The organism is Humiphilus diazotrophicus (genome assembly GCF_059726315.1).
The window spans coordinates 6,396,036-6,411,114 of the sequence record NZ_AP040870.1 but is presented as its reverse complement, the minus strand read 5'-3'; the positions used below and the strand labels follow the sequence as shown (position 1 = coordinate 6,411,114).

At 51.9% G+C, this 15,079-nt stretch carries 10 protein-coding genes; 5 read left to right on the top strand and 5 right to left on the bottom strand.

The features are described from left to right. Positions 1–53 precede the first annotated feature (53 nt). Positions 54–2,210, top strand: a complete 2,157-nt coding sequence (locus tag AC6I7T_RS26045; protein ID WP_497790702.1) for an alpha-galactosidase D — start codon at positions 54–56, stop codon at positions 2,208–2,210. A 58-nt stretch (positions 2,211–2,268) separates the two neighbouring features. Here the strand turns inward: AC6I7T_RS26045 and AC6I7T_RS26040 are convergent, their stop codons facing one another. Both AC6I7T_RS26040 and AC6I7T_RS26035 read right to left on the bottom strand, forming a co-directional pair. Further along, a complete protein-coding gene (locus AC6I7T_RS26040) occupies positions 2,269–4,737 on the bottom strand; it encodes a glycoside hydrolase family 9 protein (protein ID WP_497790701.1) in 2,469 nt (822 codons plus the stop codon). A gap of 21 nt (positions 4,738–4,758) precedes the next feature. After that, positions 4,759–7,452 (bottom strand): glycoside hydrolase family 3 protein, encoded by a 2,694-nt coding sequence (locus tag AC6I7T_RS26035; protein WP_497790700.1) that lies wholly within the window; start codon positions 7,450–7,452, stop codon positions 4,759–4,761. Between the two features lie 274 nt (positions 7,453–7,726). Here AC6I7T_RS26035 and AC6I7T_RS26030 point away from each other — a divergent pair, with 274 nt between their 5' ends. Genes AC6I7T_RS26030 through AC6I7T_RS26020 form a run of 3 tightly spaced genes read left to right on the top strand, consistent with a single transcriptional unit; the run spans position 7,727 to position 9,198 of the window. Further along, positions 7,727–8,179, top strand: a complete 453-nt coding sequence (locus AC6I7T_RS26030; protein ID WP_497790699.1) for a hypothetical protein — start codon at positions 7,727–7,729, stop codon at positions 8,177–8,179. 15 nt (positions 8,180–8,194) lie between these two features. Then, entirely contained in the window at positions 8,195–8,743 is a 549-nt protein-coding gene (locus tag AC6I7T_RS26025; protein WP_497790698.1) for an RNA polymerase sigma factor, read from the top strand. Then, positions 8,740–9,198, top strand: coding sequence for a hypothetical protein (locus AC6I7T_RS26020; RefSeq protein WP_497790697.1), 459 nt, complete (start codon positions 8,740–8,742; stop codon positions 9,196–9,198). Before AC6I7T_RS26025 ends, AC6I7T_RS26020 begins: the two co-directional genes overlap by 4 nt. Positions 9,199–9,256: 58 nt before the next feature. On the opposite strand, the gene AC6I7T_RS26015 is transcribed toward AC6I7T_RS26020, so the two are convergent. Then, positions 9,257–10,381: a hypothetical protein gene (locus tag AC6I7T_RS26015; RefSeq protein WP_497790696.1), complete on the bottom strand. Its 1,125-nt coding sequence runs from the start codon at positions 10,379–10,381 to the stop codon at positions 9,257–9,259. A 430-nt stretch (positions 10,382–10,811) separates the two neighbouring features. Then, positions 10,812–11,276 (bottom strand): hypothetical protein, encoded by a 465-nt coding sequence (locus AC6I7T_RS26010; RefSeq protein ID WP_497790695.1) that lies wholly within the window; start codon positions 11,274–11,276, stop codon positions 10,812–10,814. A gap of 299 nt (positions 11,277–11,575) precedes the next feature. On the opposite strand from AC6I7T_RS26010, the gene AC6I7T_RS26005 reads away from it, so the two are divergent. Further along, positions 11,576–13,231 carry a VWA domain-containing protein gene (locus AC6I7T_RS26005; protein WP_497790694.1) on the top strand — a complete coding sequence of 552 codons (1,656 nt, stop codon included), beginning with the start codon at positions 11,576–11,578 and terminating at the stop codon, positions 13,229–13,231. A gap of 484 nt (positions 13,232–13,715) precedes the next feature. On the opposite strand, the gene AC6I7T_RS26000 is transcribed toward AC6I7T_RS26005, so the two are convergent. Then, entirely contained in the window at positions 13,716–15,068 is a 1,353-nt protein-coding gene (locus tag AC6I7T_RS26000) for a Gfo/Idh/MocA family oxidoreductase (RefSeq protein WP_497790693.1), read from the bottom strand. Positions 15,069–15,079 lie beyond the last annotated feature (11 nt).

The window sequence follows — 15,079 nt, the reverse complement described above, 5'->3', positions numbered from 1 at the left end:
ACTATCCGCTGTGCAACAGGCCGCGAGCTCTTCAAAAAATGCGAGGAAAACTCATGTTCAAGATATCCCCCACGCGAAATGTATTTTCATGTAAACGTTTTCTATTAGTGCTGATGGCACTTTTGGCATCTACTGTTTTCTTGATGTCTCCGACTGCAGCACGATCACAAACAGTAGACCTGTCGCAAAAGCCTTATCTCGGTTGGAGTAGCTTTAGCCAGCAGACTATTTCCAGCAACTTCCTGACTCAAGCCAATATGATGGCGCAATCCGATGCACTTCTCTCCTCCGGTCTGCAGGCCCATGGCTTCCAGTACATCAATATGGATTCCGGTTGGATGGGAAGTTTCGACGGCAATGGCCGTCCAATCCCAGATTCATCTATCTTTCCGGACATCAAGGCATTAGTAACGCATATTCATGCAAATGGTCAGAAGGTTGGGATCTACTGGATTCCAGGTATCGAGCAACCGGCAGTAGACGCCAACTACCCCATCCTGGGAACCTCCTATCACATACAGGACATTCTGGTCGTACCGCACGTACCCGGGAATGCCTTCAGTTCAGGACAGAATCCTCCTTATCACAACAAGATCGATTTCACGAAGCCGGGCGCACAGGAGTACATCAATTCCGTTGTAAATCTCTTCGCATCCTGGGGGATAGACCTTATCAAGCTGGATGGAGTTACGCCCGGCTCCTATAACAATGATCTATCGATTAACAACCTTCCCGACGTGCAAGCCTGGTCAAAGGCCATTGCACTGAGTGGACGTAAGATTTGGCTGACCGTCTCCTGGGCACTTGACGCGGACTACCTGAATGTCTGGCAACAATATGCCAACGCCCGCAGAATTGAAGACGACATCGAATGCGAAGGAAGATGCGCAACTCTTACCGATTGGCCACGAGTAGCACAGCGCTTCTATGACCTGGTTGGATGGGAGAATGCCGCCGGGCCCACAATCGGATGGAACGATCTCGACTCACTCGATGTTGGTGATGGAGCTATTGGAGGGCTCAGCAAAGCAGAGCAGCAATCGGCTGTGACCTTATGGGCTGTGGCAAATGCTCCACTGTATCTCGGCGGACAAATAACCACGTTGGATGATTACGGCAAACAGCTTGTCAGTAACGACGAGGTAATCGCTGTCGATCAATCGGGACATCCCGCCAGACAAATCGCCGGAGGAACAACCCCGGTCTGGGTCTCAAATCTGGGCAATGGCAACTATTATCTGGCGGTGTTCAACATGAATGCCTTCCCTTCTCCGGTGACCATTCCGTGGAACAGCTTAGGCTATATGGCAGCACTCCAGATTCGAGACCTGTGGAGTCACACCAATCTCGGAGGTTCGATCAAATCCTGGCGCACGGTTGTTCCTGGCCACGGAGCACGTCTCTTTAAAGTTAGAGCCATCGGGCATGTCCCGCCGCCATCGTCGCAAATCTTCGAAGCAGAAGCCGCTACGCTAAGCGGTTCTGCGAGTATCTTCGATTGTTCAGCCTGCTCCGGAGGAGAGAAGGTTGGATATCTTGGGGTCGGAGCTAACAACAATCTCACCTTCAACAGTATTCGCGTAGCTAAATCCGGGACCTACCAGATGACGGTCAACTATATGACCAGCGGTCCGAGGGCTCTGCTCTTCTCTGTAAATGGCGGACCTTATACGACTATCAATGTCGGCGGCGGAAGTTTCAACCTTCCCGCCAGTACAACGGTAGCGGTGAAGCTGAAGGCTGGCATCAATAGCATTCAATTCGGCAATCCGACCAGCTATCCTCCGGATCTGGACAATATTGTCATCAGCGGAGACGGGCATGCACCGCCGGCCTCCTCCATTACTTATGAGGCGGAGAATGCAACGCTGCAAGGCTCGGCAAGCGCTGTCTATTGCCAGCTTTGTTCCGGAGCATCCAAAGCAGGAAACCTCGGCACAGGCGGGACTGTAACCTTCTCTAACGTCACAGTTCCGGCAGACGGAATATACCCGCTTGAGATTGATTACATGACCAGCGGCACCCGCTCCTTCTTCGTCAGCGTGAACGATGAAAGCAGCACTGAACTGGATCTGAACGGCAGTGCCTTTGACTCTCCGGCCAACACGGTAATCTCCGTATCTCTTCACAAGGGAGTCAATACAATTCAATTCAGCAACCCTAACGGTTACTCACCCGATCTCGACAGAATTGCGATTGCTCTTCCATAACGCAAGAAATGGGCAGGCCGGAATTCAGGCCTGCCCATCGCTTATATATCGTAATGTTCTACTGTGAAATCGCCTCCGCGGCATTGGCCGCTAGAATAAAGTCCGTTGCGGCATCTACTACATATTCATTCTCATACCAGAGGAAGGGCCATTTCTCTTTCAACTCAGGGAAATCGGGCTGAATGATAACCACTCCCGGAACCATAGCACCGGGAATGAAGGAATAATCGGCACGGTTATTGCCGTAGCCTATTAACTTCGACTCGGTACCTACAGCCGATACCAGGGATACATTCGAAGCAGGATGCCGTCCCAACACATAATCGAAACCACGCAGTGTGTAGTCAGTTCCGATAATCTCTGGAAAGGCTTGATGGAGGAAATAAATCTGAGCGGCAAAGCCAGCCACCGCACCCGCTCCGCCCCAGTTCCCCCTGGTAATAGGCACGCCAAAGGGATTCTCCGCCAGCATAGCGTCCAATTTGGGTTTTACGGCAGTTACACTTGCGGCAATTTCCTGCTTATAGCCTGCATCCATAAATGGAATCGCTCGTACTGCGAGCACTCCCAGCCAGGCAAAGTTCTTCTGGATTACCGGCAGCAGTTGTTTCAAACGCGTTTTATAAAGAGTATCTCCATTGGTTGCGATTAGGAGTTCAACTGTAGCTTTAACTTCCTCAATCTCAAGAGGACCTCCAGTTGTATTAAAGGAGCGGAAGACTACGGGCTGACCCTTCTGTTCCTCGTTCCAGACACGAATTGCTGTTTGCAGGCACTTGGCTGCCAGTGCATCGTCATATCCACGGAGCACACGGCTTGCAGCAGCAAGAGCGGAGGCCGAATCATAGTTCAATGGAGTTGTATGAGTCGTAAAGGCCCAACGGTCGTCGGGAATTCCGGAAAAGATTCCGTCGCTTTCGAGCTTACCCATCTTTGCCGAGTAGATCTTCCCGTCTGTCTTTGAAGCGGCATCACCCAAATGGGTGTATTCCTCCAGCGTTGGTTCAATAATTCCGGGGATGGCGTGTCCAATGGAATCGTATTGAGCAAGCAGGGCCACGACACCGTGCTTAATCTGCTGCAATACATCGGGAATGCCATCCGGCTTACGAATCACCACCAGACGAGCGTCCTCATCAATCGACGTCTCATCCCAATTCACCTTGAAGACCTCTCGGGCCAGCACGAGATCCGTGATAACGCGACTCTGGGTCTGCGTGCGGATATCGTAATCTCCGGCATCGAACCAGCCTCCTATATTCAGACCGGGGATATGTTCTCCAGGAGCATACTTCGAGTCAGTAGAAGCGCCCATGGAGTAGCCGTCGAAGTGTTCATAATTCACCGGCGCCTGTCTGGCATCGTCCATATGAGACACACCGTGCCATACCCGATATCCCTCGCGGACCTTGATATGGTCCATCTGTACGGCCAGATAGGTATCGAGTGACGGTTGCCATAAATTTCGCCGATACACATCCTTGTCGATTCGGAAGGGGGCGTAAGTGTGCCCGGCATACTCGATGACATAGATACCGGGCTCGTGGACAGAGGAAAAATCAAAGGAGGCGTATTGGTAACGCAGCCACTTTCCCCAAGGCTTAATCTCGCTGCTCAGCGCTTCCTGGTACTCGCCTGTCGGCGTTAACCGCAAGAGTCGAATTTTCTTTGGCGCTGCGAATAGCGGATCGAGTTCGAGAATCGCGACTTTCGAGCGTCCCGGTGTGTATCCGACTTGATTGAAGGAAACAACAGGAGGCCGAGTCCAGCCTTGAATGACATTGGGACGGATATGCCATACCAATGCATTCTCTGTCTTGTTCGCAGGCAGGAGGGTGCGTAAGACAAACCAGCCATTCTGAGCCCGGTTGCGAGCGTCAAAGAGCATCAACTCTCCGGAGTCGGAAGCAATCGATACCTTAGTAGAAGGATCTTCCGGAGAAAGAACAACCTGATGTCCGTGCGCCAGAGGCAAGGGGTTAAGCTCGCCATCGGATTCTTTCTCCATCGGTCCATCGGGATGACGGGGGAAGATTCCATCCACACCATCGAAGAGATAGCTCTTTCCGAAGTACGCCGTAGGCAGAAAGTCCAGGTTAAAGCCTGCCTTCCCGACTAACGCTGAAGGAAGAGGATGGTCGAGATGAACTGCAACGCGTATGCCCTGCCCCTCCGGCGTCACCTCCAACCGATAACTCAGCGACCGGTCCGGATAACCGGAGAGAACGATCAACTGATTGGGAGCCGAGCCATGTTTCCGCTGTACAAATTTTGGGACTGGATCCCACTGCTCGGGAGTAGGAGAGAGTCGAACCTCACCATCCGTGGCGATGCGCTCACCGTGCAGAATCATCTCAATGCCACCGAGCTTCTGATCGCGGAACACGGGATGGAATTCATTCTGGTAGACAAGAACATTGAGCCCTTGTGTTTCCAGATAATCATGATCGTTCAGGACAAGATCGGCTGCGAGCAAAAGATGCCCTGGCGTTAAGGCCAGGGCGAGGAGAAACAGTATGCGTTGCATAGTTATTCTTTCCTTCTTCCTCTACTCAGGAAGAGTTGCTGCTGAAGTAATGGAAAACTGAGTAGAAGCACCAGCCGTCTTGGGCAATCCTTCGCGCACCTCGAACTGGCCTCCACCGACCCAGACTTTAACTGTTCCAGGAACGATGCGATGCTTTCCGGCTTCGTCTACCGTGCTCAAATCGCGATCCTTTAGCAGGAAAGCAACGGTCTTGCTCTCTCCCGCAGCAAGATGTATCCGCTGAAATCCCTTCAGCGCACGCAGTGGTGCTTTGGGAACATCGGTGTGCGAGAGATAGAGCTGGACTACTTCATCCCCTGCCATCGCTCCTGTATTTGTAACCTTTACGGAGATATTTACTGTTCCCTCCGCAGAAATACTGTCGTGATCGGGATGTGGAGTGTCGTACTTGAACGTGGTGTAACTGAGACCATAACCGAAGGGATACAGAGGCTCTCCATCGAAGTATCGATAGGTACGCTTCTCCATCGAATAATCTTCAAAGGGCGGGAGTTGTCCTGCGGACTTGTAGAAGGTCACAGGAAGTCTTCCCGCCGGGCTGAAGTCGCCCGCCAACGCCTCTGCAACGGCTGTTCCACCTTCTCCTCCGGGATACCAGGCTTCGAGAATTGCAGGTAGCTTGCTATCTGCCCAGTTCACAGAAAGAGCGCTTCCATTCATCAGAACAAGGACCATCGGCTTGCCCACGGCATAGACCCTTTCCAACAACTGCTCTTGCGGCGAGGGTAGATCGAGGCTGGTGCGATCTCCATGTGAGAAGCCCTCAGCCTCAACCTTCATCTCTTCTCCCTCAAGGCGGGCAGAAAGACCCAGAACCATAATCACGAGATCCGATTTCGCTGCCGCATCCACGGCACGTTGTTCTTCTTTCCCCGGCACGCCCCAGATGAGACGGGCCTCTGCACCGCGCACCGTTTGGTAATACTCGATTTTGATCGAGTAAGGATGATCTTTTTCCAGATGTACCAGTTTCGTCAGACGGCTGGCAGGACGATGCTCTGTCCAATCCTCGACAATCAGCTTCCCATCCAGCCAGACACGGTATCCATCCTGTCCACTGAAGCCGAGCAGATAGTCTCCTGTTTCCTGTGGAGAGAGCACACCCGTCCAGCGGACAGAGTAGTTCTTCGCTAGCTTTGGCGATACTCCGGAGAATCCCCAGACAAAATTCACCATATTATCGACGCGGCTCAAGACAGCAGGACCTTCGAGCTTGGTATTGCCGAAGTACTCTGCTGAAAGGCCATGCTTTGTACGGCTGCTGTCCGTATAGAGAGCATCGCTAGGGACCTCGAAGGTGACAGTCCCGATAGGCCCTGTCCCTTGTACATAATCGATCTGCGTCTGAGGAAAGCGCTTACGCAAGCCAGTCAGCACGGTAACCGGCTTTGAGGGAGTGCCGTTATAGTTTCCGACCAAAGCATCCAGGCTATCGGCATCAGGACCTATCACTGCAATCTTCTTGTAACTTTGCTTGAGCGGAAGAAAATGGTCCTGGTTCTTCAATAGGACAAGAGCCTCCCGAGCCGCACCGAGAGCAAGTTTGCGATGGGCCAGACTGTCATTTTCGGCAGGAGCGATCTTCCACCAGGGCACCATCGCATTCGGGTCGAAGAGCCCTAAGCGGAATCGTGCAGTAAATAGGCGGTTGAGCGATTGATCTATATCCTTTTCCGAAAGCAGCCCTTGATGTACGGCATTCAGAAGCGCGGTACGCTCATAGCGGACACGATCTTGCGGAGGCTCACCACAAACGAGATCGGTACCGGCTTTGAATGCTACCGTTACTCCTTCTTCCATCGTGGAGGAGTAGTGGTGATGACGATAGATATCTTCTATAGCGCCGCAATCGGAGACAACATATCCCTGGAAGCCCCAGTCCTGTTTCAAATGCTGCTGCAGAAGATCGTTATTGGCGCAAGCCGGTTGGCCATTCAGCGAGTTATAAGCGCACATAACGGAATCGGCCTTTCCTTCCATCACGGTTGCCCGAAAGGCCGGAAGATAGGTGTCTTCCATATCGTGATGAGACGCCTTCACATCCACGGAATGACGTGTAGACTCCGGACCGCTATGTACCGCAAAGTGCTTTGGAGTTGCGACAGTTTTCAGATACTTAGGGTCATTGCCCTGTAGACCTTTGACGAAGGCTACTCCCAGGCGAGTCGTGAGATAAGGATCTTCTCCGTAAGTCTCCTGGCCACGCCCCCAGCGCGGATCGCGAAAGATGTTGATGTTGGGCGACCAGACCGTCAGCCCCTTGTACCAGACGCTCGATCCATCCTTGGCAACTGTTTCGTTGTACTTGGCGCGAAACTCCGTGCTGATCGTGTCAGCGATTCTATGAATAAGAGGCTCGTCAAAGGTGGCCGCCATTCCGATGGCCTGGGGAAAGACGGTTGCATAGCCCGCCCGGGCAACGCCGTGTAAACCTTCATTCCACCAGTTGTACTCAGGGATGCCCAGGCGCGGCACCGCATCTGCCGTGTGACCAAGCTGCGAGATCTTCTCTTCAAGTGTCATGTGCGAAACGAGATCGCGCACCCGATCCTCAAAAGAGAGCTTTGTATCTTTGTAAGCTGAGACGGCATTCGCTTGCTGCGCCCATACCGAAGTTGAAGTCGCATACCAAAGGAATGCTCCGACGAGAACGGCAACAGGCCTGCTCGTCTTTCCTAACATCTTCTGCACCATGCGGGTTCCCTCCGATTCAGAAGGTCTCGACAAAAGCAGAGCCATAGTACACACGCCAAACAAAATAGGCAATGCACTAATCGATTTAGTAGAACTTTTCTTCGAGCACTATCTCAGATATGCAAAGAACGCCGTACATTCGAGAAAGTTCGCCCCGGAAAGGAATCTGCCTATTTCCTCTTCCGCAAAAATTTTCCAATCCTGCGCACTTTGCTGTTAACCGTTTGTGGCGATCGAACGTTGTACCAGATGAAAGCAGTAAGAAGAGGCCATTATGAATGAAGATATTGTGGTAGTTCCTGTCGTGTTCGCCACGCTGGGATGGATTGCATGGGTTATTTTTTCCTCAATCCGGCGTTACCTGATTGCCAAGTTCCAAGCCGGAGTACAGGCGAAGATGTTGGAGAAGATCGATTCCGGACAAGCACTACTCTCCTATGTCGAAACCGACGCAGGAAAGAAGTTTATCGAATCGCTGATGGTGGAACAAATGGAACCAACCACGCCTTATAGACGTATCCTCACTGGAGCTCAGGTAGGAATCACTCTGGTGGCTGTTGGCATTGGCTTACTCCTGATACACGCGAGAGGAATTGCGCCGGACATGGAGTTTACCGTTTTTGGCACACTCGCTGTTGCTTTAGGAATTGGACTTGGCATCTCCGCCGTCGCATGCTATCTCATCTCACGTTCGCTGGGTTTGCTACAGCAGAAGCCGAACTTGTAAGACCCGGAAAGGCCCATGCACGAAGCTTATACAATCGCCGAGTCGATCTCCCTACCGGAAGGGGGATCTGGGACTATGGACGAGCAGGAATTTCAATCTATCTATGAGATAACTGCCCGTCCGATCTTGTCCTATCTTCTCGGCATAACCGGGCGCAGAGATGTCGCAGATGATCTGCTTCAGGAAACATACTGCCGTTTCCTCGCGCGACGTCCTGCGGCTATGGACGCAATCGAAACCCGCAAATACCTCTTTCGGATTGCAACGAATCTGCTTCGCGATCGCTGGCGCAAGGGAGAAGATATCCCCTGTCCCGAAACCAATCCGGAGATCGCCGAAGAAGGTCTGCCCGTCGATGTCGAAGCTCAGATCGATCTGCGTGTTGCGCTGCAAGCACTTAACACGAGAGAACGCGAGCTGCTGTGGCTAGCCTATGTCGAAGGGATGAACCACGAAGAGATAGCGGCGGCTATGGGGCTCCGCCCTCTCAGCGTCCGAATGTTACTATTTCGAGCAAGGCACAAAGCCGCCGGCCTGCTACGTCCGGCAAAGGAGAACGCATGAAGCAGAGATGCTGTGAAAAAGAATCCGAAGTGATTGCAGCAGCCAGAAACAACTCTTTTTCTGCAGAGTTGCGCAGCCATGTGCAGAATTGCTCCGATTGCCAGGAGAGTCTGCGGGTGGCACAGCTGTTTCTGCAAAACGCTGCTTCTCTGAGTGCCAACAACCAACCACGAGCGGCGAGTCATGTCTGGCGTCAGGCGCAACGTAGCAAGCAGGAGATGGCTCTCAAACGCGCAACAAGGCCGTTGCTGGTGATGCGGGTCCTAAGCCTTATCTACATCGTGGCTCTCGTTGCCTGGCTTCTCCATAGCCAAACACCGGCCCTTCCTACGCAGTTGATTTCAAACTGGACTGTTACACTCGCCGCAGGAACAGCAATATCCGTGCTGCTTATCGCCTTCGGATCGGGGTACTTCCTTTATCAGGAGAAACGATCAGGGAAAGCTCTTTTGTAGTATGGAAAGGGGTGAAGATATGCGGCTTGGTGGTAGGGTAAAACATAACCTTTCTCAATCAGGAAGAGATTCCTGAAGCCTCTAAAATGACTTTTGCTACAACTTCTACTCCGATCTCTTTGGCAACCGAAAGAAGCGTCCCCCCTGTCTTGGATAACATCTCAACCATTCTGGATCCTAATCCTTGCTCCGCAGCTTCCTCAGCACTGGCTAGGATTGCCAACTGCTGATCATCTTCTCTGGATGAAGCTCGTTGCCGAAAGGCCTTCCGTAGCTTAGATATTTCCCCAGCCAATTGCTTCAGGTCTACAGTGCCTTCAAGTTTTTGCCATGCTCGTTCGTAGTTGCTAAAAGTACCGCTGGAGTTATTCCCAATTGCACCAACCTGACCTTCATTGTGAATATAGTCGCCATAGACAACCTGAGAGTAGGAACTTACCGAAGGAAGGAGGCCATGTCCCCGCTTTGATATCAACCACTGCCTTCCCGTATCTGTAATTTCTATAGCTACCAAGTCGACGAGATTGCCAAAGTTTTGTTGAGGTTTTCCCTTTATCAAACCTCTTCTTAATAGAGCTTCAAGAAGAAAAAGAAAATCATGGCCGCTTTGATCCTGCCCATACTGTTGCTGCAATTCTGTGCTGTTCTTCTGTTTGGGGGAGATCGCAACAAGATGGCTGAGTAGTTGAACAGCTACTTCTTCGTGCTCCTTCAGTATGTCTTGCCTCCTTTGTTCAAATGCCATTCTCTTTCTTTCTAGCTCCACAGCTATTTCCCGTAGAACAGGAAAGTTTGCGCGTTGAATTCTGTTTGGAAGTTCTGTACGCACGCTAATGGGTATTCGTAAATCTCCAACACGATGGGCTGACTGTTGTATTGCCTGGCCATATTTGCCGGTTAGAGAATGGCGCAGTTCCGATAGGATTTGATCGCAGTCCTCTCTGAAAAGAGGAAGCATGTATTGCTGATAAGTTTCCATATAAGCGTCAAATTCAGCAAGGACGGTGTCGTTCATAAACTCCTCGTGCAACTTCCACAACGACATATCTCGATGCCCCGATCGCCTCATATCGTACTGTCGCAATAGATCGCTCTTCTTTTTCTCATGAACCTCTCTGACTCTATTCTGTTTACTGACCACCAGTTGACTAAAGAACTTCTGCGCTACGTAAGACATTCCCATTAGAGAATTGCCTCTTGTGAAGATTAATTTTGGCGTAGCCAATATACACCGATAATCTTTGTTCGACTGGTCTTCGCACGATCTTTTCTTCCGCGCCGAGTCTTTCTCCAACAATCCACAACATTGTTTCTCCCAAATCTCACGACAGACCAGCAAAATACTGCACCGTATGTCACGTACATGTTGTGACCGATCAACAAGAAGTGTGGGAGCAGAGTCAACTGGCACTTCATGTCAACACCCCGAGTATCTTGCGGCCAAGCCCGTTTGTGTGCGATGGCTAAAGCTAAACGGTTACAAATTATCGTGGCTTTACCCATAATCCTGAGAAATGCGCTCTGCAACCACAGGAGTGCGGATAGGCAAGACTATACTTAAGGGGAAAGGTTCTAAATTGCTGTTGCCGAACAGCTTCGCCGTAACTAGTTCGCTAAAGCGTATGGCAGAACCGAAAATGCCAATATTCTTCGACAACAATTAGGGCCAGCGTTGCAAAGGTCAAAACCAGCTGCACCCTGTCCATTCGGATCTGTTTTGGCGTTAAGGGACGAAGGCGCCATTGCGCGGCAGGACGCTTACGAAGACGGCGGATCTGCATGAGGGCCACCAGATTCAGCACCGACCCGACGAGTGCAAAGCCCATCATCGGAAGTCGTAACCAGCTCGAGTGAAAGCGATCCAATGCCGCTCCGACTCCAGCAGACATCGCCAGGGAGGTCACCCCGATTGCGAGCCGCAAGCCACTGAGAGCAGCAAAAGCTGTACATACACTCTGGAGCAGAGCAAAAAAGAAACTGGACCAGGCAATCACGCCACGCGAAGACTTAGCAGTAGCAGGTACAACGGGAGGTGAAGCTTCAGCCGGAGGATAAGGCTTAGCCGGAGTAGCAGACATGGGGTGTGCTCCTTGGGGAAGGGCGAAGCAGATCCCTTACAAAAGAATTCTATCTGATGCCTTCTTTAGAACCCACGCTCCCGATTAAGGTTCCTCTCAATCTCTTTCTTATGAAGAAGAAACACGATTCCTGAAAGATAAGAGCAGGGTTCGGTGACCCACGGGATTACTATCGGATTTGTAGTCATCCTCCCCGGCACCAAACGCCCGGGACGAGATAACGGGTTTATGAATAAATTCAATATCGACAGCAACATCCATAGACTCTGGCGTGTTTGTACTTACGGTTCCTTCTGCCTATGAAACATCTACTCGTCTGTGGACTTCTCACTCTGGCTCTCTCTGTTTCGGAGCACGGTATCCTCGCCCAGGAAGCAGCCCCGGCGGCGGCAAATCCGGCACAGCAAAATTCGGCAACAACTCCGCAGGCAACGCCCTCCCCCGGGGCCACGCAGACCACGCCGACGCCGCACGGCCGAGTGCCCTACGACTCTCAAGTCTCAAAAGATGCGAACGGCGGCTATGTCATCCGGCGTTACTCCCGTCTGGTTATCCTTGACGTTCTAGTAACAGACAAAAAAGGCAACATTATTCCCGGACTTAAGAAGGAAGACTTCCACATCACGGAATCGAACGAACCGCAGACGATCCTGAATTTCGAAGCAGCGGGAGCGCATGCCGTTACTCCGGAAGTCAATATCAATTCCACGGCAGAACTTGATCGTCTGGCTCCGAAGTCCCCGGTGAACATCATTCTTCTGGACGAATTCAATACCCGTTTTGAAGATATGGCCTTTGCCCGTTACTCACTGAAGAAGTTTCTGGAGAAACAACCTGACAAGTTAAGCACCCCAACAATGCTTATCGCCGTGGACCTCCAGCACTTCACAGTCCTGCATGACTACACACAAGACAAGCAGGCGATTATTTCCGCTCTCGACCACCACTTTGTCGCATATCCCTGGCAGACGCACCAATACGCCTGGGTAGCGGAACGCTATGCAACAGCTTTTGCGACTTTGATGCGTGTTGCGCAAGCTACCATCGGCCATCCGGGACATAAGAACATGATCTGGATTGGCCGAGGCTTCCCTTCTTTCGATCTTACGAAGGCACCTCTTGATACCGAAAAACGTGTCTTCAGCTATGCGCAGCAGTGCGTGAATATGCTTCGTGACGCCCGCGTCACTCTCTATACCATCGATCCCGCCGGGGTTCAGACTAATCCCGGAGCCTATGGTTCCGATATCTTCGGAATGCCAGTTGATCCCTTCGGAGGCAACTACCAGTTCAGCCGCCTGGCCAAAGCAACCGGTGGCCGTGCTCTATACGGCCGTAACGATGTCGATACAGAAATCGATACGGGTATAAAAGAGGGAGCAAGCTTCTACACTCTGACTTACCGTCCTGCCAACACCATCGCGGATCCGCAAAAGTTCCACAGGATTCAGGTCACATTGAATAATCCGGATCTTAAGATATCTACACGTGAGGGGTATTACCTGGAAATACCACCGGCTAAGGTAGATCCGCAAAAACCCTCTCGACGACTAATCTTCGAGCTCTCCGCTGCCGAAAACAGCACGATGGTCTATGACGGTGTGCCCATCTCCCTGGCCCCCTCTTCAACCGATCCTTATGCCTTCACCGTTCATATCGATGGACGCGGGTTGATCTGGACCTATGCAACCGAAACCGAGCCTCGCCATACCGATGTCATCGTGATGGCCACAACCTTCGATAAGAAGGGTAAGGAGCTCAAGCGCATTGCCGATAGTATCCACGCCGAAGCGCCAAAAACCGTTCCTCCAGAAGGACGACTGGAACGAAATCTCGATGTGATAACAAAGCTCGACCATAACCCTAAGGCTGTCCGTGCACGGTTTGTGGTCCGGGTGACAGCAACCGGACGTATCGGAACAGCCGATGTCTCACTAAAAGCGGAGAAGCAATAGCTGAATCTGAAGATAAGCGGAACTCAAGACTAGTGAAGATGGAATATTGCAATTCCACAGCATTTTGGCGAAAGTGTTACCTATTTGCCCGGTACGTTCTGCTACAGATCTGCCCGGTTCGTACCCTCGCCAGAGCATCCCGGAGGGATGCTACGAAAGTAGCCCCGGGCGTAGCGTAGCGAAACCCGGGGTAGCGGAAAGATAAAATGTTCTGCCGCGCCGGAGGTGCGGCACGAAATCTTGCTCCATCCTGCAAAAGAAGATTCGTTCCGCACCTACGGCGCGGAGGTCTTGTTGGTTTGCTCTCCCCGGGTTTCGCTACGCTACACCCGGGGCTATTCTCTTGGCATCCCTCCAGGATGCCCGTTGCGTAACGGCTGCGAGCCCCGTGAACCATTGAAATTTTTCTTAATGTCAGAAATATCCCTGATATCTCGAGTATTTTCGCTTTGAGCATGGTCCAGCCATCAACACAGCCATTGTTCTACACGACCTTCATCTTCACAGGGTCCCAATGAACGATGCTGTCTCGCTCATAACTGATGTTGCTAAGTAACGCAGCTCCCGAGGCTCGAAAGCCAAAGACAGCATCCTCCACAACAGGCTTCCGGGTTCTTACCGATTGAAAGAAGTTCTTGAAGTGATCGTAACTATCACTGTAACCAGTTGGGGCCGAATAGCGCTCGTACCTTAATGTAGTAGCTCCTGCCTGCCGATTATCAGGATACTTCTGGCGATACTCCTCAAGAATGCGCTTCTGCATTGCTTCCGTATAGGTACTGATGGTATAGCCGGGGGCTTTTTCGCGAGGGACACGGCTCACGATCACCGTATTCCCTGCGGTCTCCATCGTCCCCTCCGACCCGGTAAAGACGAGCCCCTCGCTCTCTTCGCCTCCGTCGACAAAGTTCACTCTCAAGCTAAGATTGAAACCCTCCGCATAATCGAAAAGCGCTAACATCACATCGGGCACGTCGCGTCCATCCTTCCAGAAACGCAACCCACCGGTAGCCATCGCCCGGGTAGGCCCCAGTGCTCCGGTAATAAAGTGCGTACCACTGAAGAGGTGAACAAAGAGGTCTCCGGCCACCCCGGTTCCATAGGCCTTCCATTTACGCCACTGGAAGAAGTGTTCGGCGTTAAAGGGAATCTTCGGCGCCGTTCCCAGAAATCGGGGCCAGTCGCAGGTCTCGGGACTTGCATCCAGCGGAACGGTATAGCTCCAGGCGCCCATTGCAGAGTTGCGATCCCAACGGGCAGTTACCATATTCAATTGGCCGATTGCGCCTGACGAGAGTAACTCTTTCGCCTTTGCATAGACGATGGAACTAACACGCTGGCTTCCTATTTGAATAATGCGCTTCGTCTTCTCTGCCGTTTCGATGATCTCCGGCCCGTCGGCATAGAGATGAATCATCGGCTTCTCGCAGTAGACATCCTTGCCCGCCTGCATGGCATCGACCGCTGCCTGCTTATGCCAATGGTCCGGAGTGGCGACGATGACTGCGTCGATATCCTTACGAGTAAGAATCTGGCTGTAATCGCGGGTTGTAAAAACATCATTGCCCCACAGCTCCTTGCAACGATCCAGCCGTCCCTGATAGCAATCGGCAACCGCCATCAGCTTTACGCCTGGAACCTCCAGCGCGACCCGGGTGTCGTTCTGGCCTTGAATTCCGGCCCCGATCAGAGCAATCTGCAGATGATCGTTCGAGGCAATACGTTGAGGAGTCTCATCGGCAACTTCCGCCAATATAGGTAAGCAGGATCCGATCATCGAACCTGCAGCTGTAGCACTTGCCGCCTTTAAAAAGGTCCTTCGATTCAGTAGGTCCACTTTGTGCTCTC

Bases quoted from the DNA above. Each gene is read 5' to 3' on its own strand.
- AC6I7T_RS26010 (WP_497790695.1), bottom strand. From the start codon at position 11,276: ATGTCTGCTACTCCGGCTAAGCCTTATCCTCCGGCTGAAGCTTCACCT.
- AC6I7T_RS26015 (WP_497790696.1), bottom strand. From the start codon at position 10,381: ATGGGAATGTCTTACGTAGCGCAGAAGTTCTTTAGTCAACTGGTGGTC.
- AC6I7T_RS26025 (WP_497790698.1), top strand. From the start codon at position 8,195: ATGCACGAAGCTTATACAATCGCCGAGTCGATCTCCCTACCGGAAGGG.
- AC6I7T_RS26020 (WP_497790697.1), top strand. From the start codon at position 8,740: ATGAAGCAGAGATGCTGTGAAAAAGAATCCGAAGTGATTGCAGCAGCC.
- AC6I7T_RS26005 (WP_497790694.1), top strand. From the start codon at position 11,576: ATGAAACATCTACTCGTCTGTGGACTTCTCACTCTGGCTCTCTCTGTT.
- AC6I7T_RS26045 (WP_497790702.1), top strand. From the start codon at position 54: ATGTTCAAGATATCCCCCACGCGAAATGTATTTTCATGTAAACGTTTT.
- AC6I7T_RS26040 (WP_497790701.1), bottom strand. From the start codon at position 4,737: ATGCAACGCATACTGTTTCTCCTCGCCCTGGCCTTAACGCCAGGGCAT.
- AC6I7T_RS26035 (WP_497790700.1), bottom strand. From the start codon at position 7,452: ATGGTGCAGAAGATGTTAGGAAAGACGAGCAGGCCTGTTGCCGTTCTC.
- AC6I7T_RS26030 (WP_497790699.1), top strand. From the start codon at position 7,727: ATGAATGAAGATATTGTGGTAGTTCCTGTCGTGTTCGCCACGCTGGGA.